Source organism: Streptomyces sp. NPDC001381 (genome assembly GCF_042895685.1).
Taxonomy (GTDB): domain Bacteria; phylum Actinomycetota; class Actinomycetes; order Streptomycetales; family Streptomycetaceae; genus Streptomyces.
Genome location: NZ_JBIAWO010000008.1, coordinates 172,945 through 191,534 on the forward strand (window position 1 = coordinate 172,945; position 18,590 = coordinate 191,534).

General features: G+C 72.8%; 1 protein-coding gene. It reads left to right on the forward strand.

Features of this window, described 5'->3' with window-relative positions; translation table 11 throughout:
• Positions 1-4 precede the first annotated feature (4 nt).
• The gene (locus tag ACFY2L_RS30305) at positions 5-18,589 is read left to right on the forward strand and encodes an SDR family NAD(P)-dependent oxidoreductase (RefSeq protein WP_390823974.1); all 18,585 of its coding nucleotides are present in this window, start codon (positions 5-7) and stop codon (positions 18,587-18,589) included.
• The last annotated feature ends 1 nt before the right edge of the window (position 18,590 follow it).

An 18,590-nucleotide genomic window follows, 5' to 3' on the forward strand; every position in this document is an offset into this window, starting at 1 on the left:
GACCATGGTTGAATTCCAAGCTGACACGTCGATATCGACCGAGGCGATCGCCATCGTCGGTATGTCCTGCCGACTGCCGCACGCGGAGAACCCCGCGCAATTGTGGCAGCTGCTGCGCGACGGCCGCAGTGCGATCGGCGCGCCCCCGGCAGGCCGCCCCGAACTGCCCTCTCGGCCGGGGGGCTATCTCGAGGACGTCAGCGGCTTTGACGCGGGCTTCTTCGGCATCAGTCCGCGTGAGGCGTCGTCGATGGATCCGCAGCAGCGGCTGATGCTCGAGCTCGCCTGGGAGGCACTGGAGGACGCCAGGATCCTCCCGTCCGATCTTGCCGACAGCCGGACCGGCGTCTTCGTCGGCGTCATCGCCGACGACTACGCCGCCCTCACGCGGCAGCACGGGGGCGGAGGCATCACCCGCCACACCCTGACCGGTCTCAACCGCGGCGTCATTGCCAACCGGATCTCCTACACCCTGGGTCTGCACGGACCGAGTGCGGCCGTGGACACCGGCCAGTCCTCCTCACTGGTCGCCGTGCACCTGGCAGTCGAGAGCCTGCGCCGCGGCGAGTCCACCATGGCCATCGCCGGCGGTGTCAACCTCAACCTGGTGCCGGACAGCACCACCAGCGCCGAGCGGTTCGGCGCACTGTCACCGGACGGCCTCAGTTTCACTTTCGACGCGAGGGCGAACGGATATGTACGCGGTGAGGGCGGCGCGTTCGTCGTGCTCAAGCCGCTGCACGCCGCCGTAGCGGACGGCGACCCGGTCTACTGCGTGCTGCACGGCAGCGCGATGAACAACGACGGGACCACCGAGGGTCTCACCGTCCCGAGTCCGTCCGGCCAGCAGGATGTCCTGCGGCAGGCGTACCAGCGTGCCAACGTGTCCGCGGAACAGGTGCAGTACGTCGAACTGCACGGCACGGGTACCGTACTGGGCGACCCGATCGAGGCGTCGGCTCTGGGCGCGGTGCTCGGTGACGGCCGCGTGGACGGAGCCGAGCTGCGGGTCGGATCGGTGAAGACCAACGTCGGACACCTCGAGGGTGCCGCAGGCGTCGTCGGCCTGCTGAAAGCGGCGCTCTGCATCCGTCACCGCGAGCTCGTGCCGAGCCTGAACTTCGAAACCCCCAACCCGGACATTCCGTTCGACGAGTTGAAGCTCGCCGTACAGCGCGGGGTCGAGGCATGGCCGCGGCCGGACGAGCCGCTCTACGCGGGTGTCAGCTCCTTCGGCGTGGGCGGCACGAACTGCCACGTCGTGCTGTCGGACTGGCGCACCGAGTCGGCCGCGGCGCAGGAGTCGCCCGGCGCCGCGTCCGGCTCGGGTGTGGTGCCGTGGGTGGTGTCGGGCAAGTCGGCTGAGGCCGTGGCCTGTCAGGCAGGGCGGCTCGTGTCGTTCCTGGAGGAGCGGCCGGGGCTGGATGCCGCGGCGGTGGGTCGCTCGCTCGCGGTGTCGCGTGTTCGTTCCGATCACCGTGCGGTGGTTGTGGGGGAGACGCGCGAGGAACTGCTGGCGGGTGTGCGGGCGTTGGCCGCGGGTGTGCCCGCGGCTGGTGTGGTGACGGGTCGTGCGGTGCCGGGTGGTGCGGGCGGGACGGTGTTCGTGTTCCCGGGGCAGGGTTCGCAGTGGCAGGGCATGGCTCTGGAACTCGTCGACTCCTCTCCGGTGTTCGCCGCCCGGCTGGTGGAGTGTGAGCGGGCGCTGGCGCCGTTCACGCACTGGTCGCTGCTGGACGTCCTGCGTGGTGTGGAGGGTGCGCCCGGTTTCGACCGGGTGGATGTGGTGCAGCCGGCGTTGTGGGCGGTGATGGTGTCGCTGGCGGCTCTGTGGCGTTCGGTGGGTGTCGAGCCGGATGCGGTGGTCGGTCACTCGCAGGGTGAGATCGCGGCGGCCGTGGTGTCGGGGGCGCTGTCGCTGGAGGACGCGGCGAAGGTCGTGGCGTTGCGCAGCCGGGCGATCGTGAAGCTGGCGGGTACGGGCGGGATGGTGTCGGTGGCTCTGCCGGCGGACGAGGTCCGCGAGCTCATCGCCCGCTGGGACGGCGCGATCGACATCGCCGCACACAACGGCCCCGTGAGCACGGTCGTCTCCGGCGACCCGGAAGCCCTGGCCGACCTCGTCGCTCACAGTGAGGCCAACGGATACCGCGCCCGCACCGTCGCGGTCGACTACGCCTCTCACTCCGCCCACGTGGACCTGCTGAAGGACGAGCTGCGGGAGCTGTTGGCCGACGTCACGCCGCGTACCGGTGACATCAGGTTCTTCTCCACCGTCACCGGGCAGCCGCTGAACGGTGAGGAGCTGGACGGCGGGTACTGGTTCCGCAACCTCCGCCAGACCGTCCGGTTGGAAGAGGCCACCCGTGCTCTGCTCGGCGACGGGCATCACGTCTTCATCGAGGTCAGTGCCCACCCGGTGCTCACCTCGGCCCTCGGCGACACGGCCGACGAGGCCGGCGTCGGCGGCACCGTCGTCGTCGGATCGCTGCGGCGCGACGACGGTGGACAGGACCGTTTCCTGACCTCGGTCGCAGAGGCGCACGCCAACGGTGTGGAGGTGGACTGGGAGCGCATCCTGCCCGGTTCGGGTCTGGTGGATCTGCCCACGTACGCCTTCCAGCGTGAGCGCTTCTGGCTGGAAGGTCCGGCGACCGGACCGGTCCAGGTCCGGACCGCCGCGGCACAACGGAGCGGTCCGAAGCGGTCCGCGCCGCGCGGCGATGACCTGGAGCTGGTGCGTGCGCACGTGGCAGCAGTGCTCGGCCACGGATCGGCGCGCGACGTGGACATCGACACGACCTTCAAGGACCTGGGCTTCGACTCCGTCTCGTCCGTCGAGCTTCGGAACGCGCTGAACAGGGCCACCGGGCTGTCGCTGCCCTCCGGCCTCCTCTTCAACCACCCGACCCCGGCCGTACTCGCCGAACACCTCAGGGGTCGGCTCCTCGGCCTGGACCAGGGCCAGGAGGACGACGAGTACGAGGCCACAGCCCTTGACGAGCCGATCGCGATCGTGGGCATGGCCTGCCGGCTGCCGGGAGGGGTCGCCTCTCCCGAGGATCTGTGGCGTCTGGTCAGCGGCGAGGCCGACGCGGTCGGCGGATTCCCGACCAACCGGGGCTGGGACCTCGATGCGCTCTTCACCCCCGATCCGGACAGCACCGGCACGACCTACGCCACCCAAGGGGGTTTCCTGCACGATGCGGACCGGTTCGATGCCGAGTTCTTCGGCATCAGTCCCCGCGAGGCGGCGGCGATGGAGCCCCAGCAGCGGCTGCTGCTGGAGACGGCCTGGGAGGCCTTCGAGCAGGCGGGCATCGACCCCGCCGCGCTGCGCGGCACCCGCACCGGTGTGTACGTGGGCGCGACGGCCCAGGAGTACGGGCCGCGGCTGCACGAGCCGTCCGGCGGACACGACGGCTACCTGCTGACGGGCAACACCGCCAGTGTGGCCTCGGGCCGGCTGGCCTACACCTTCGGTCTCGAGGGCCCGGCGGTGACGGTCGACACCGCCTGCTCGTCCTCGCTCGTCGCGCTCCACCTCGCCGCGCAGTCGCTGCGCCAGGGCGAGTCCTCCGTGGCCATCGCCGGAGGCGTGTCCGTCATGGCCACGCCCGGCATGTTCGTGGAGTTCTCCCGGCAGCGCGGGCTGTCGCCGGACGGGCGGTGCAAGGCGTTCTCGTCGTCGGCGGACGGCACGGGCTGGGCCGAGGGCGTGGGTCTGCTGGTGCTGGAGCGGCTGTCGGACGCGCAGCGCAACGGGCATCGGGTGCTCGCGGTGATCCGTGGTTCCGCCGTGAACCAGGACGGTGCGAGCAACGGTCTGGCGGCCCCGAACGGGCCTTCGCAGGAGCGGGTCATCCGCGCCGCGCTGGCCAACGCCCGCCTGTCGGCGTCCGAGGTGGACGCCGTGGAGGCGCACGGCACGGGCACCAAGCTCGGCGACCCGATCGAGGCGCAGGCGCTGCTGGCCACCTACGGCCAGGACCGGGAAGAGCCGCTCCGACTCGGCTCGCTGAAGTCGAACATCGGTCACACGCAGGCCGCGGCGGGCGTCGCGGGCGTGATCAAGATGGTCATGGCCATGCGTCACGGGGTTCTCCCGGCGACGCTGCACGTGGACCAGCCGACCGCGCACGTCGATTGGTCGGCCGGCGCGGTGGAGCTGCTGACGCGGGCCCAGCGGTGGCCGGAGCTCGATCGTCCGCGCCGGGCGGGCATCTCGTCCTTCGGCATCAGCGGTACCAACGCCCACCTCATCGTCGAGCAGGTCACGGAGACCGAAGCTCCGGTGGCGGAGCCGTCGGTGCCGGGGCCGGTGCCGTGGGTGGTGTCGGGCAGGTCGAGGGCCGCTCTGTCGGAGCAGGCGGATCGGCTGGTGTCGTTCCTGGAGGAGCGGCCAGAGCTGGACGTCGTGGCCGTGGGCCGCTCGCTGGCCGTGTCGCGTGCCCGTTTCGATCACCGTGCGGTGGTCGTGGGGGAGACCCGTGAAGAACTCCTCGACGCTCTGCGGGCGCTGACCCCGGGCGAGGCCGTCTCGGCCGGTTCGGTGGCGTTCCTGTTCTCCGGGCAGGGCAGTCAGCGTGTGGGCATGGGCCGTGAGCTGTATGCGGCGGAGCCGGTGTTCGCGGCTGCGTTCGACGAGGTCGTCGGGGCGTTGGACGTGCACTTGGACCGTTCGCTCGCCGGGGTGATCGAGGGCGAGCCGGAGCTGCTTCATCGGACGCTGTTCACTCAGCCTGCGTTGTTCGCGGTCGAGGTGGCCCTGTTCCGTCTGCTGTCTCACTACGGGGTGACCCCGGACTATCTGGTGGGTCATTCGGTGGGTGAGCTGGCGGCGGCCCATGTGGCGGGTGTGCTGTCGCTCGAGGACGCCGCGCGTCTGGTGTGTGCGCGGGCGCGTCTGATGGAGGGTGTGGCCGAGGGTGGGGCGATGGTTGCCCTGAACGCGGGTGAAGCGCGCGTCGTCGGGTGGCTCGAGGGTCGTTCCGGTGTGGACGTGGCCGGGTTCAACAGCCCTGCCGGCACCGTGATCTCGGGTGACGAGACGGCGGTGCTCGACGTCCTGGAGCTGGCTCGCGGGGAGGGTGTGAAGGCGACGCGGCTGAAGGTGAGCCACGCTTTCCACTCCGCGCACCTGGACGGAATGCTGGCGGAGCTCACCGAGGTCGCCCGGACCCTGACCCATTCGGCTCCCCGGATCCCGGTCGTTTCGAATGTCACCGGTGAGGTGGTCGAGGAGTTCACTGCCGAGTACTGGGCCGTACAGGCCCGTTCGGCGGTCCGTTTCGCCGACGGCATCGCCACGCTGGCCGGTCTTGGTGTGACGGCGTTCGTGGAGCTGGGTCCCGACGGGACGCTCGCGGGGCTGACGGGCGAGTGCCTGGCCGACACCGAGGGCGTCGTCGTGGTTCCGGTGCTGCGCAAGGACCGTGCCGAGAGGCGTTCCCTCCTCGCCGCCCTGGGCGCTGTGCACGCACAGGGCGGGGGTGTGGCCTGGGAGCGGTTCCTGCCGGGTTCCGGTGTGGTGGAGCTGCCGACGTACGCCTTCCAGCGTGAGCGTTTCTGGCTGGATGCGCCGCGTTCCGGTGACGCGGCCGGTCTGGGTCTGACGGCTGTGGATCATCCGCTGCTGGCTGCGGTGATCACGGAGCCCGACGGTGATGCGGTGCAGTTCTCGGCTTCGGTGTCGTTGTCTTCGCATCCGTGGCTGGCCGATCACACGATCGGTGGGACGGTCCTGGTTCCGGGGACGGCGTTCCTGGAGCTCGCGGGCGCCGTGGCCGACCAGCTGGGGTACACCACCGTCGAGGAACTCACCCTCCAGACACCCCTGATCCTCACGGAGAAGACGGGTGCTCAGCTGCGGCTGACCGTCGACCGGGCCGACGCGCGCGGCGATCGCCGGTTCACCGTGTACTCGCGGACCGGCGAAGAGCGGTGGACCGCCCACGCGGCCGGCCTGCTCACGTCCGCCGTCCCCTCGCCGGGCGTTTCCCTGGACCAGTGGCCCCCGGCCGGTGGCACCCCCATTCCGCTGGACGGCGTCTACGACCGCCTCGACGACCTGGGCTACGGCTACGGGCCGGCCTTCCACGGCCTGCGCGCCGCCTGGCGCGCCGGTGACGACCTCTTCGCCGAGGTCGCCCTGCCCGACCAGCTCCACACCGAAGCCGCGCGCTTCGGCGTGCATCCCGCCGTCCTCGACGCGGTCCTGCACCCGCTCGTGCTCGTGCTGGAGGACGCGGCCCCGGCGCCGGACGACGGCACGATCCGTCTGCCGTTCTCCTTCTCGGGCTTCGTGCTGCACGCGGTCGGTGCCACGGTGTTGCGCGTCCGCTGGACCCGTACCGGTCAGGACACGGCCCGTCTCGCTCTCGCCGACGGCGCCGGCGCTCCGGTGGCGGCCGTCGAGTCGGTCGCCCTGCGGCCGGTCGCCCGCGATCAGCTCGCCCTTGCCGGCCCGGCCGTGGAGTCCCTGTACCGGGTGGCCTGGGAACCCGTCCCGGCGGCCGAGCCGGCCGCCGGCCGGCGGTGGGTCCGGCTGGGCGAGGCGCCCTACGCCGACCTCGCCGCGCTCGGCGCCGCGGTCGACGCAGGATCTGCCGTACCGGAGTTCGTGGTGATCGGCGAGCAGGAACTCGTCGACGACACCACCGGTGGCGTACTCGACCAGACCCACGCCACGGCGGCGCGCGGGCTGGAGGCGGTGCGCGAATGGCTGGCCGCCCCGCAGTTCGCGGACAGCCGCCTCGTGCTCGTCGTCCCGGACGGCGCCCTGCACACGGCCCCGCTCGTGGGCCTGATCCGTACCGCGCAGACCGAGCAGCCCGACCGACTGGTCCTCGCCCACGTGGACGAGGGCGGTCTGGAGCTGCTGCCTGCCGTGTTGGCATCGGGCGAGCCTGAGGTGGCGGTGCGGGGCGGCGAGCTGTTCGTGCCGCGTCTCACGCGCGCCGAAGGTGTCGTGGCGGGTGCGGTGGAGGATCTGGATCCGGAGGGCACCGTCCTGGTGACCGGTGCTCTGGGTACGCTGGGCCGTCTGGTGGCGCGCCGGCTGGTGACGCATCACGGTGCGCGGCACCTGCTGCTGGTGTCGCGTCGCGGTGGTGAGACCCCAGGGGCCGCCGAGTTCGTGGCGGAGCTGGCCGAGTTGGGCGCGCGGGCTCGGGTGGTGGCCTGTGACGTGTCGGACCACGACGCGCTGGCGGGTCTGCTGGACGAGGTGGCGGTCGAGCGTCCGCTGACGGGCGTGGTGCATACGGCGGGTGTCCTGGACGACACGACGGTCGCCTCGCTGTCGGCCGGTCAGCTGGAGCGGGTGATGCGTCCGAAGGTGGACGCGGCCTGGAACCTCCACCGCCTCACCGAGTCCCACGGCCTCGCCTCGTTCGTCGTGTTCTCGTCCATCGCGGGTCTCATGGGCAACGCCGGCCAAGCCAACTACGCGGCCGCGAACACCTTCCTCGACGCCCTCGCGCAGCACCGCCGCGCCCGGAACCTGCCCGCCACGTCCCTCGCGTGGAGCCTGTGGGACAGCGCCGACGGCATGGCCGGAACCCTCGCCGACGCCGACGTGGCGCGGTGGAAGCGGAGCGGAATCGTCCCGCTGACCCCGGAACTGGGTCTCGACCTGTTCGACGCGGCGCTCGCCTCGGCGGAGCCGCTGCTGGTCCCCGCTGAACTCGACCTGGGCGCCCTGCGCACCCGGGCCGCGGAGAACACGCTCCCCGGGCTGTTCACCGGTCTGGTCCGCGTCCCCCGCCGGCAGGCGGCCGGCGCCGCCCGCGGCGCCGACTCGTCGTGGGTGCAGCGGCTGATCGCGCTGGCCGCGGAGGAGCGGGCGCAGGCCGTGCTCCGGACCGTACGGGAGACCGTGGGGCTGGTCCTCGGGCACGGGGCCGACGCCGGCATCGATCCGGCCAAGGCCTTCATGGACATCGGCTTCGACTCCCTCACGGGTGTCGAACTGCGCAACCGGCTCAACTCGGTGACCGGGCTGCGCCTGCCCACCACCCTCGTGTTCGACCACCCGTCGCCCCAGGCGGTGGCGGACTTCCTGCTGGACCGGCTCGATGCGACCGGAACGGCCGTCGTCCCGTCGGTGGCCGCCCACGCCCCGGGACTGGACGAGCCGATCGCCGTGGTCGGCATGGGCTGCCGCTACCCGGGCGGGGTCTCCTCGCCGGAGGACCTGTGGCGGCTCGTGGCGGAGGGCCGGGACGCGATCGACGAGTTCCCGTCCGACCGCGGCTGGGACGTGGAGGGCCTCTTCGACCCGGACCCCGAGAAGACCGGCAAGTCGTACACGCGCAGGGGTGGATTCCTCTACGAGGCCGCCGAGTTCGATGCCGAGTTCTTCGGTCTGAGTCCGCGTGAGGCGATCGCGACCGACCCGCAGCAGCGGGTGCTGCTGGAGGTCGCCTGGGAGGCGCTGGAGCGTGCGGGAGTCGACCCCGCCTCGCTGCGCGGTTCCTCGACCGGTGTCTACGCCGGTGTGATGTACAACGACTACGGGTCGCGGCTGGGGAGTGCTCCGGAGGGCTTCGAGGGGCATTTGCTGACGGGCACGATCTCGAGTGTCCTGTCGGGCCGTGTGGCTTACACGTTCGGATTCGAGGGGCCGGCGGTGACGCTGGACACGGCGTGTTCCTCGTCGCTGGTAGCGGTGCACCTGGCCGCTCAGGCGCTGCGCCAGGGCGAGTGCTCGATGGCACTCGCCGGCGGTGTCACCGTGATGTCCACGCCGACGACCTTCGTCGAGTTCTCGCGTCAGCGTGGTCTGTCGCCGGACGGGACCTGCAAGTCGTTCGCGGCTTCGGCGGACGGCACGGGCTGGGCCGAGGGCGCGGGCATGCTGGTGCTGGAGCGGCTGTCGGACGCTCAACGGCTCGGACACAACGTCCTTGGTGTGATCCGTGGTTCCGCGGTCAACCAGGACGGTGCGAGCAACGGCCTCACCGCCCCCAACGGACCCTCGCAGGAACGCGTCATCCGCCAGGCCCTCGCCAACGCCCGCCTCGCTCCGCACGAGGTGGACGCGGTCGAGGCGCACGGCACCGGTACCCGGCTCGGTGACCCGATCGAGGCCAACGCGCTGCTGACCACCTACGGCCAGGACCGCGAAGAGCCGCTGCGTCTGGGATCGATCAAGTCGAACATCGGTCACACGCAGGCTGCCGCGGGTGTCGCGGGCATCATCAAGATGCTGATGGCGATGCGTAACGGAGAGCTTCCGCCGACGCTGCACGTGGACGAGCCGACACCGCACGTCGACTGGTCCACGGGTGCGGTGGAGCTGGTCACCGAACGTCGGCCGTGGCCGGAGGTGGCGCGTCCGCGGCGCGCGGCCGTGTCCTCGTTCGGTATCAGCGGTACGAACGCGCATGTGGTCCTGGAGCAGGGCCCGGAGCCGGTCGTGGCGGGTGAGCCGGTGGTGGCGGCGCTTCCGCTGGTGGTCTCGGCGAAGAGCGAGGCGGCCCTGGCGGCGCGTGCCGGCCAGGTGCGCGAGCTGCTGGCCTCGGAGGTCGCCGACCCGGCGCGGGTGGCTTCGGCTCTCGCGACCCGGGTCCCGCACCTCCCCTTCCGGGCGACGGTTTCCGGCACCGGCCGGGACGAGCTGTTGGCGGGTCTCGAGGCGCTGGCCACGGGCGGGTCCGCGCCGAACCTGGTGCAGGGCGCGGTCACGGGCTCGGGCAGGACGGTGTTCGTGTTCCCGGGGCAGGGTTCGCAGTGGCAGGGCATGGCTCTGGAACTCGTGGACTCCTCTCCGGTGTTCGCCGCCCGGCTGGTGGAGTGTGAGCGGGCGCTGGCGCCGTTCACGCACTGGTCGCTGCTGGACGTCCTGCGTGGTGCGGAGGGTGCGCCCGGTTTCGACCGGGTGGATGTGGTGCAGCCGGCGTTGTGGGCGGTGATGGTGTCGCTGGCGGCTCTGTGGCGTTCGGTGGGTGTCGAGCCGGATGCGGTGGTCGGTCACTCGCAGGGTGAGATCGCGGCGGCCGTGGTGTCGGGGGCGCTGTCGCTGGAGGACGCGGCGAGGGTCGTGGCGTTGCGCAGCCGGGCGATCGTGAAGCTGGCGGGTACGGGCGGGATGGTGTCGGTGGCTCTGCCGGCGGACGAGGTCCGCGAGCTCATCGCCCGCTGGGACGGCGCGATCGACATCGCCGCACACAACGGCCCGCGTTCCGTGGTGGTCGCCGGAGAGGTGACCGCTCTCGAGGAACTGGTCGCCCACTGCAAGGACAACAGCCTGCGCGCCAAGCGCATCCCGGTCGACTACGCCTCCCACTCCGCGCACGTCGAAAGCCTGCGGGACGAGCTTCTCGACGCCCTGTCCTCGCTCACCCCGCGCGCCGTCGAGGTGCCCTTCCTCTCCACCGTCACCGGGCAGCCGCTGAACGGCACGGAACTCGACGGCTCGTACTGGTTCCGCAACCTCCGCCGGACCGTCCAGCTGGAGGGGGCCACCCGGACCCTGCTCGACCAGGGCCACCGCGTCTTCATCGAGGCCAGCGCCCACCCGGTGCTGACCGTCGCGCTCCAGGAGACGATCGACGACACGTCGTACGACGGTGCCGTCACCGTGCCCTCGCTCCACCGCGACGAGGGCGGACTCGACGACTTCCTCGCCTCCGCGGCGCAGGCCCACGTCTCGGGCGCCCCCCTCGACTGGACTGCCGTGGCCGGCGGACCCGGCGCGGTCGTCGACCTGCCGACCTACCCCTTCCAGCGCCGGCGCCACTGGCTGGAGGGCCCGGCGACGGCCGGGGACGCGGCCGGGCTCGGCATGACCGCCGAGCGGCACCCGCTCATCGGCGCCGCGCTCTGGACGGCCGACCAGGACAAGCTGGTCCTCAGCAGCAGGATCGCCCTGAACACGCAGCCCTGGCTGGCGGACCACGCCGTGGCCGGCACCGTGCTGCTCCCCGGTACCGCCTTCGTGGACCTCGCCATCCGGGCGGGCGACCACACGGGCCTCGACCAGCTCGACGAGCTGACCCTCCAGGCACCGCTGGTGCTGGCCGGCCGCGGCGGAGTACAGCTCCAGGCCGTGGTCGACGCTCCGGACGAGGAGGGCCGGCGCGCGCTGTCGGTCCACTCCCGCCCGGAACCCGAGTCCGACGACGCCGCGATCCACCCGTGGACCCTGCACGCCACCGGCGTACTGGGTCACGCGGAAGGACGTGCGGCCGTACCGGCCGACACCGCCTGGCCACCGGCCGGCGCCGAGCCGGTCGACCTGACGGCGGCGTACGACACGCTCGCCGAGCGGGGCTTCCAGTACGGACCTGCCTTCCAGGGCCTGCGGGCGCTGTGGCGCGCCGGCCGGGAGATGTTCGCCGAGGTCGCGCTCCCGAAGGACGTCCCCCCGGGCGAGTTCGGGATCCACCCGGCCCTCCTCGACGCCGCGCTGCACCCGCTGGCGCTCGCGGAGGACGGCCGCCTGGCGCTGCCGTTCGCCTGGACCGGCGTCCGGCTGCACGCGGTGAACGCCGGCGCGCTGCGCGTACGGATCACCCCGGAGGGCTCGGGTGCCGCCCTGTCCCTCACCGACGCGAGCGGTGCGCCGATCGCGTCGGTGAGGACGCTCGGCCTGCGGGCCGTGGACCCCGCACAGCTGGCCGGCTCGGGCACCCCCCGCCGGCCGCTGCTCCAGGTGGAGTGGACGACCGCCCCGGAGGCCCCCGAGGCCGCCGGGTGGGCCGTCCTCGATGACTCCGGCCACGGTCTGCCCGCCCCTCTGGGCAGCTACTCGGACCTCGCCGGCGTGGTCGGAACCCCACCGCTCGTCGTGGTCCCCTTCCCCGGCGAGGACGGTCCCGGTGCCGTGGCACACCGGGCTCTGCGGCTGGCCCAGGAGTGGCTCGCCGAGGAGCGGTTCGCCGACTCGCGCCTGGTCTTCGCGACCCATGACGCGACCACCGCCCGCACGGAGGCCGGACTCGGCTCGGCTCCCGTCTGGGGGCTGGTGCGTACCGCCATGGCTGAGAACCCCGACCGGTTCGGCCTGCTGGACCTGACGGACTGGGACGTCTCCGAGGCCGAGCTCGGCCGTGCGCTGGCCGTACCGGACGCGCAGGTGAGCCTGCGCGACGGGGCACTGCTCGTACCGCGGCTGGTCAAGTCGCCCACGGCGGGCGACACCGCGCCCGCCCTGAACCCCGAGGGCACCGTGCTCGTCACGGGCGCCAGCGGCACCCTGGGCCGGCTGTTCGCCCGCCACCTCGTCGCCGAACACGGCGTACGGCACCTGCTGCTGGCGAGCCGCCGCGGCCGGGACGCGGCGGGCATGCCGGCGCTGGAGGCCGAACTCACGGCCCACGGAGCCGACGTGTCCGTGGTCGCCTGTGACACGGCCGACCGCAGGGCGGTCGCCGCGATGCTGGACGCGATCCCCTCGGAGCACCCGCTCACCGCGGTCCTGCACACCGCCGGCGTCCTCGACGACGGCACGCTGCACGCCCTCACGGCCGAGCAGCTCGACACCGTACTGCGCCCCAAGGTCGATGCCGCCCGGCACCTGCACGAGCTGACGGCCGACCTGGAACTGGACGCGTTCGTCCTGTTCTCCTCGCTGGCCGGTACGGTCGGCACCGCGGGACAGGCCAACTACGCTGCGGCCAACACCTATCTGGACGCCCTCGCGCTCCACCGCCAGGCCCTGGGTCTGCCCGGTACGTCGCTGGCCTGGGGCCTGTGGGCCGAGGGCAGCGGGATGACCGGTCACCTGACCGACGCCGACCTCGCCCGCATGTCCCGGGGCGGCATCGCCCCCATCGGCAGCGAGCAGGGGCTGGCGCTGTTCGACGCGGCCCTCGCGACCCGTCGGCCGGTGCTCGTTCCGGCGCTGCTCGACTACACAGGACTGCGGGCACAGAGCGAGGACGGCACCCTGCCCCCGCTCTTCCACGGCCTGGTGCGCCCGGCACGGCGCGCCGCCGTCGGCGAGCAGGCGGGCGGGAACTCCCTCCAGGAACGCCTGGCACCCCTGGCCCCCCAGGACCAGGAGCGTGTGCTGCTGGAACTGGTCCGCGGCGTGGTGGCCTCCGTCCTGGGGCACACCGACGGCGACCAGGTCGCGCCCGACCGGGCCTTCAACGAACTGGGCTTCGACTCGCTCAAGGCGGTGGAACTGCGCAACCGGCTGAACGCGGCCGCAGGTCTGAAGCTGCCGGCGACGCTGGTGTTCGACTACCCGAGCACGGTCGAGCTGGCCGGCTTCCTGCGGACCGAACTGCTCGGCCCGGCCGTCGCGGTGGCCGAGGCAGAACCGGTCGCCGGCGCCTCCGACGAGCCGATCGCGATCGTCGCGATGGCGTGCCGCTACCCGGGCGAGGTCAGCTCCCCGGAGGAGTTGTGGGCGCTGCTGTCCGACGAGCGGGACGCCATCGGCCCGTTCCCGGACGACCGAGGCTGGGACCTGGACGGCCTGTTCGACGCGGACCCCGACCACGTGGGCACCTCGTACACCCGGCACGGCGGATTCCTCTACGAGGCTCCGCAGTTCGACCCCGAACTCTTCGGGGTGAGCGCCCGGGAGGCCACCGCCATCGACCCGCAGCAGCGCCTGCTGCTGGAAATCTGCTGGGAGGCCTTCGAGCGCGCGGGCATCGACCCGACCTCTCTCAAGGGCAGCCAGACCGGTGTGTTCGCCGGTGTGATGGCCAACGACTACGCGGCACGCCTGAAGGACGCCCCCGAGGCCCTGGAGGGCTACCTGGCGGTCGGCAGCACGGTCAGTGTCGCCTCCGGCCGCGTCGCCTACACCTTCGGCCTGCAGGGACCGGCGATCACCGTCGACACCGCCTGCTCCTCCTCGCTCGTCTCCGTCCACCTCGCCGCGCAGGCGCTGCGGAACGGCGAATGCGGCCTGGCCCTGGCCGGCGGTGTGACCGTACTGGCCGCGCCCACCCTGTTCGTCGAGTTCAGCCGACAGCGCGGCCTGGCACCGGACGGCCGGTGCAAGTCCTTCTCCGCCCAGGCGGACGGCGCGGCCTGGGCCGAAGGCGCCGGAATCCTCCTGCTGGAGCGGCTCTCCGACGCCCGGCGCAACGGCCGCCGGATCCTCGGCGTGATCCGCGCGACCGCCGTCAACCAGGACGGTGCGAGCAACGGCCTCACCGCCCCCAACGGCCTCTCCCAGGAGCGGGTGATCCGCCAGGCCCTGACCAACGCGGGCCTGACCACCGCGGACGTCGACGCGCTGGAGGCCCACGGCACCGGCACCACGCTGGGCGACCCGATCGAGGCCCGGGCCGTGCTCGCCACCTACGGGCAGGAGCGTACGTCGCCCCTCCTGATGGGCTCTCTGAAGTCCAACATCGGACACTCCCAGGCCGCCGCCGGCGTGGCCGGCGTCATCAAGATGGTCATGGCGATGCAGCACGGAGTGCTCCCCAAGAGCCTCCACATCGACGAGCCCAGCCCGCACGTGGACTGGACCGCCGGCGAGGTGGAACTGCTCACCGAGGCGGTGCCGTGGCCCGAGTCCGAGCGGCCGCGCCGGGCAGGCGTGTCCTCCTTCGGCATCAGCGGTACCAATGCCCACGTCATCGTGGAGCAGCCGCCGGCCGAGGGGACGGTCCCGCCGGCCGAGCCGATGCCGGTCGTCCCGCTGCTGCTGTCCGCGCACAACGACGCGGCCCTGCTGGCGCAGGCCGACCAGGTGGGTGCGGCCCTCGCCGGCACCGCGCGGCAGGACCTGGCATCGACGGGCCTGACCTTGGCCGTCGGACGAGCCGGACTGCCGCACCGCGCCGTGGTGGTGGCCTCCACCGCTGCCGAAGCGGTCGACGGATGCGCGGCACCGACCGTGCGGGGCACACCCGTGGACGGCCGTACGGCCTTCCTCTTCACCGGTCAGGGCAGCCAGCGACTCGGCATGGGCCGGGAGCTGTACTCCGCCTACCCCGCCTACGCCGAGGCCCTGGACGCCGTATGCGCAGAGCTCGACCCATGGCTGGAAACGCCGCTGCTCGACGTCCTCTTCGGTGCGGACCCGGCGCGGCTGGACCAGACCGGCTTCACACAGGCAGCCCTGTTCGCAACCGAGGTCGCGCTTTTCCGCCTCCTCGAAAGCTGGGGCGTACGGCCGGACTTCCTCGCGGGCCACTCCGTCGGTGAGCTGGCCGCCGCGCACGTCGCCGGCGTTCTCTCACTTGCGGACGCGGCGCAGCTCGTCGCGGCCCGCGGCCGGCTGATGCAGGCACTGCCCGGCGGCGGCGCGATGCTCGCCGTGCAGGCCGCGGAGCAGGAGGTGCTGCCGCTGCTCGCCGGACGGGAGGACCTGCTGGACATCGCCGCCGTCAACGGCCCCACCTCCGTGGTGCTCTCGGGCGACGCGGAAGCCGTCGAGGCCATAGGGGCCGAACTCTCCGCCCAGGGACGCAAGACCAAGCGGCTGCGCGTGAGCCATGCCTTCCACTCCCCGCACATGGACGCGATGCTGGACGAATTCCAGACGGTCGCGAAGGGGCTCACGTTCACCGCGCCCACCATCCCGATCGTCTCCACCCTGACGGGGCAGTTGGCCGGCGCCGAAGAACTGACCACGCCCGAGTACTGGGTCCGGCACGTCCGCCGGCCGGTGCGGTTCCTGGACGCGGCACGCGCCCTGGAGGCCGAAGGTGTACGGACCTTCCTGGAGCTCGGCCCGGACGGTGTGCTCAGCGCGTTGGGGCAGGACTTCCTCGACGCGGGATCGCTCCTGGTCCCCGTGGTGCGCGGCGGGCGCCCCGAGCCGCACACCGCCGTCACCGCAATCGCCCACGCCCACGTACGGGGCGTGCCGGTGGACTGGCGCGCCCTGTTCGGCGAGAGTGCCGGACCGGCCCCGGACCTGCCGACCTACCCCTTCCAGCGCCGGCGCTACTGGCTCGCGGAGGGGCCCGGCGGCGGTGACGTCACCTCGGCCGGACTCGACTCCGCACGGCACCCGCTGCTCGGGGCCGCGGTTCCGCTCGCCGACTCCGACGGTCTCCTGTTCACCGGACGGATCTCGGCCCGCAGCCACCCCTGGTTCGCCGACCATGCCGTCGCCGGCACCCTGCTGGTCCCGGGCACGGCCCTGGTGGAGCTCGCGCTCCACGCGGGCGCCGCACTCGGCTGCGAGCGGCTGGAGGAACTCGCCCTCCAGGCACCCCTGGTCCTTCCTGACGAGGGTGCGCTCCAGCTCCAGATCACCGTCGGCGGCCCCGACTCGGACGGCCGCAGGCCCGTCGCCGTCCACTCGCGCGGGGACCAGGAAGGCGGCGTCTGGAACCGGCACGCCACCGGAACCGTGGTGGCCGCCGTTCCCGGCATCCCCGGACCCGACCTGGCGTCCTGGCCTCCGGCCGGCGCCGAACCCCAGCCGGTCGAGGACCTGTACGACCGCCTCGCCGACCAGGGCTACGGCTACGGCCCCGCCTTCCAGGGCCTCCAGGCGGCATGGCGTTCGGGCGAGGACCTCTACGCCGAGGTACGGCTGTCCGTCGACCCCGATGGATTCGCCTTGCACCCGGCACTGTTCGACGCCGCGCTGCACGCGCTGCTCCTGGAGGAGCCGGCCGAGCTGCGGCTGCCCTTCTCCTTCGGCGGCGTCCAGCTGACCGGGGTCCGGACCGGCACCCTGCGGGTCAAGCTGTCGCCCGGCCCGGACGGAACGGTCGCGGTCGGCATCGCCGACGAGACGGGCGTGCCGGTCGCCGACGTCGCATCGCTCGCTCTGCGGGCCCTGCCGGCGGGGACCGCGCTGACCCGCCCCTCCGACCAGCACGTGTACGCGGTGGAGCGGGCCGGGGTGAAACTCCCCGCCGGTGGCGATACGGCCATCGCGGTCCTCGGCGGCGCCGGCCTCGGACTCGCCGCCGAGCACCACGCCGACCTCGCCGGCCTGGCCGCCTCGACGGCGGACGGCGCGCCCGCACCCGACGTGGTCGTCCTTCCGGTACGCCCGGCCACTCCGCAGGAGACCGGCCGGGTCACGGAGGAGGTGCTGGCGGTACTACGGCAGTGGCTCGCCGCCGACGTGCCGGCCGGAGCGCGGCTCGCCGTGGTCAGCACCGGGGAACTGGCGCACAGCGCACTCTCCGGGCTGATGCGGACCGCCGCGTCGGAACACCCGGGACGTTTCCAGCACGTGATCACGGACGGCCTGCCGGCCGACCGCGAGCTGCTGGCCGCGGCCCTGGCCGACCCCCGACCGCAGCTCGAACTGCACGAGGGACACGCCTACGTGACCCGGCTCGCCAAGGTCCCGTTCCCGGTCCGGACCCCGGACGCCGACGACGCGTTCGACCCGGAGCACACGGTGCTGATCACCGGTGGCACCGGCGCCCTCGGAGCCCAGGTCGCCCGCCACCTGGTGATCGCCCGCGGCGCCCGTCGCCTGCTGCTCACCAGCCGGCGAGGCGGGGCGCGGGACCTGGTCGCCGAACTGACGGCGCTCGGCGCGGACGTACGGGTCGCGGCATGCGACGCGGCCGACCGCGACGCGCTGGCCGGGCTGCTCGCCTCGATCCCGGAGGAGCACCCGCTCACCGCGGTCGTGCACGTGGCCGGAGTCGTCGAGGACGCCACGCTGGAGGCCACGAGCCCGGAGAGCCTCGCCCGGGTCCTGCGGCCGAAGGTGGCAGCCGCCTGGAACCTGCACGAGCTGACCGCCGGACTGGAGCTGACGGACTTCGTCCTCTTCTCGTCCGTCGCCGGCCTGGTGGGCAACGCCGGACAGGCCAACTACGCCGCCGGCAACACCTTCCTGGACGCGCTCGCCGAACACCGGCGCGCCGAGGGCCTGCCCGCCGTGTCCCTCGCCTGGGGTATGTGGCAGGACGGCATGGCGAACGACCTCGACCGTGCCGACCGGGCCCGGCTCGCACGCAACGGGATCCTGCCGATGCCGGCCGACCGAGCACTCGCGGCCCTCGACACGGCCCTGGCCGGAGCCGAGGCGCCACGAGCCGGCGCCGCGGCGGTGACCCGACCGGTGCTCGCACCGGTGGCACTCGACCTAGCGGCACTGCGGAACCTCGGGGACGCACTGCCCGAGCTGTACCGGGGCCTGGTGCGCACCGAGCGCCCCGCCGGCCGGCATGCCTCCGCTCCGGCGGAGATCCCGCTGGCACAGCGGCTCACGGGCCTGGACGGGGAAGAGCAGCAGCAGCTGCTGCGCGACCTCGTCAGGGAACAGGTCGGCATCGTCCTGGCCCACCCGGCCCCGCGGACGATCGACGTCGAGCGCGGACTGCTGGACCTGGGCTTCGACTCCCTCACCGCGGTCGAACTGCGCAACAGGCTGAACACCGTCACCGAACTGCGGTTGCCCAGCACGCTCGTCTTCGACCACCCGACCGTTCAGGCCGTCGCCGAACACCTGCGGGGCGAGCTGGTCGGCGAAGCGGCAGACCCGGTCCAGGCGGCCCTGGACGCACTCGAGGCCGCGCTCTCGGCCGCCCGCCCGTCGGACGGCGACGGACCGGCAGGAACGTACGCCGCGCGACTGCGCGGCCTGCTTCGGACGGTGGACGGCGGCCCCGACGGCGCCGACCTCGACCTGGCGACCGACGACGAACTCTTCGCAGCACTTGACAACGAACTCGGCAGGTAGA

Excerpts from the sequence above, each read along its gene's own strand:
- ACFY2L_RS30305 (WP_390823974.1), top strand. The coding sequence starts at position 5 with ATGGTTGAATTCCAAGCTGACACGTCGATATCGACCGAGGCGATCGCC.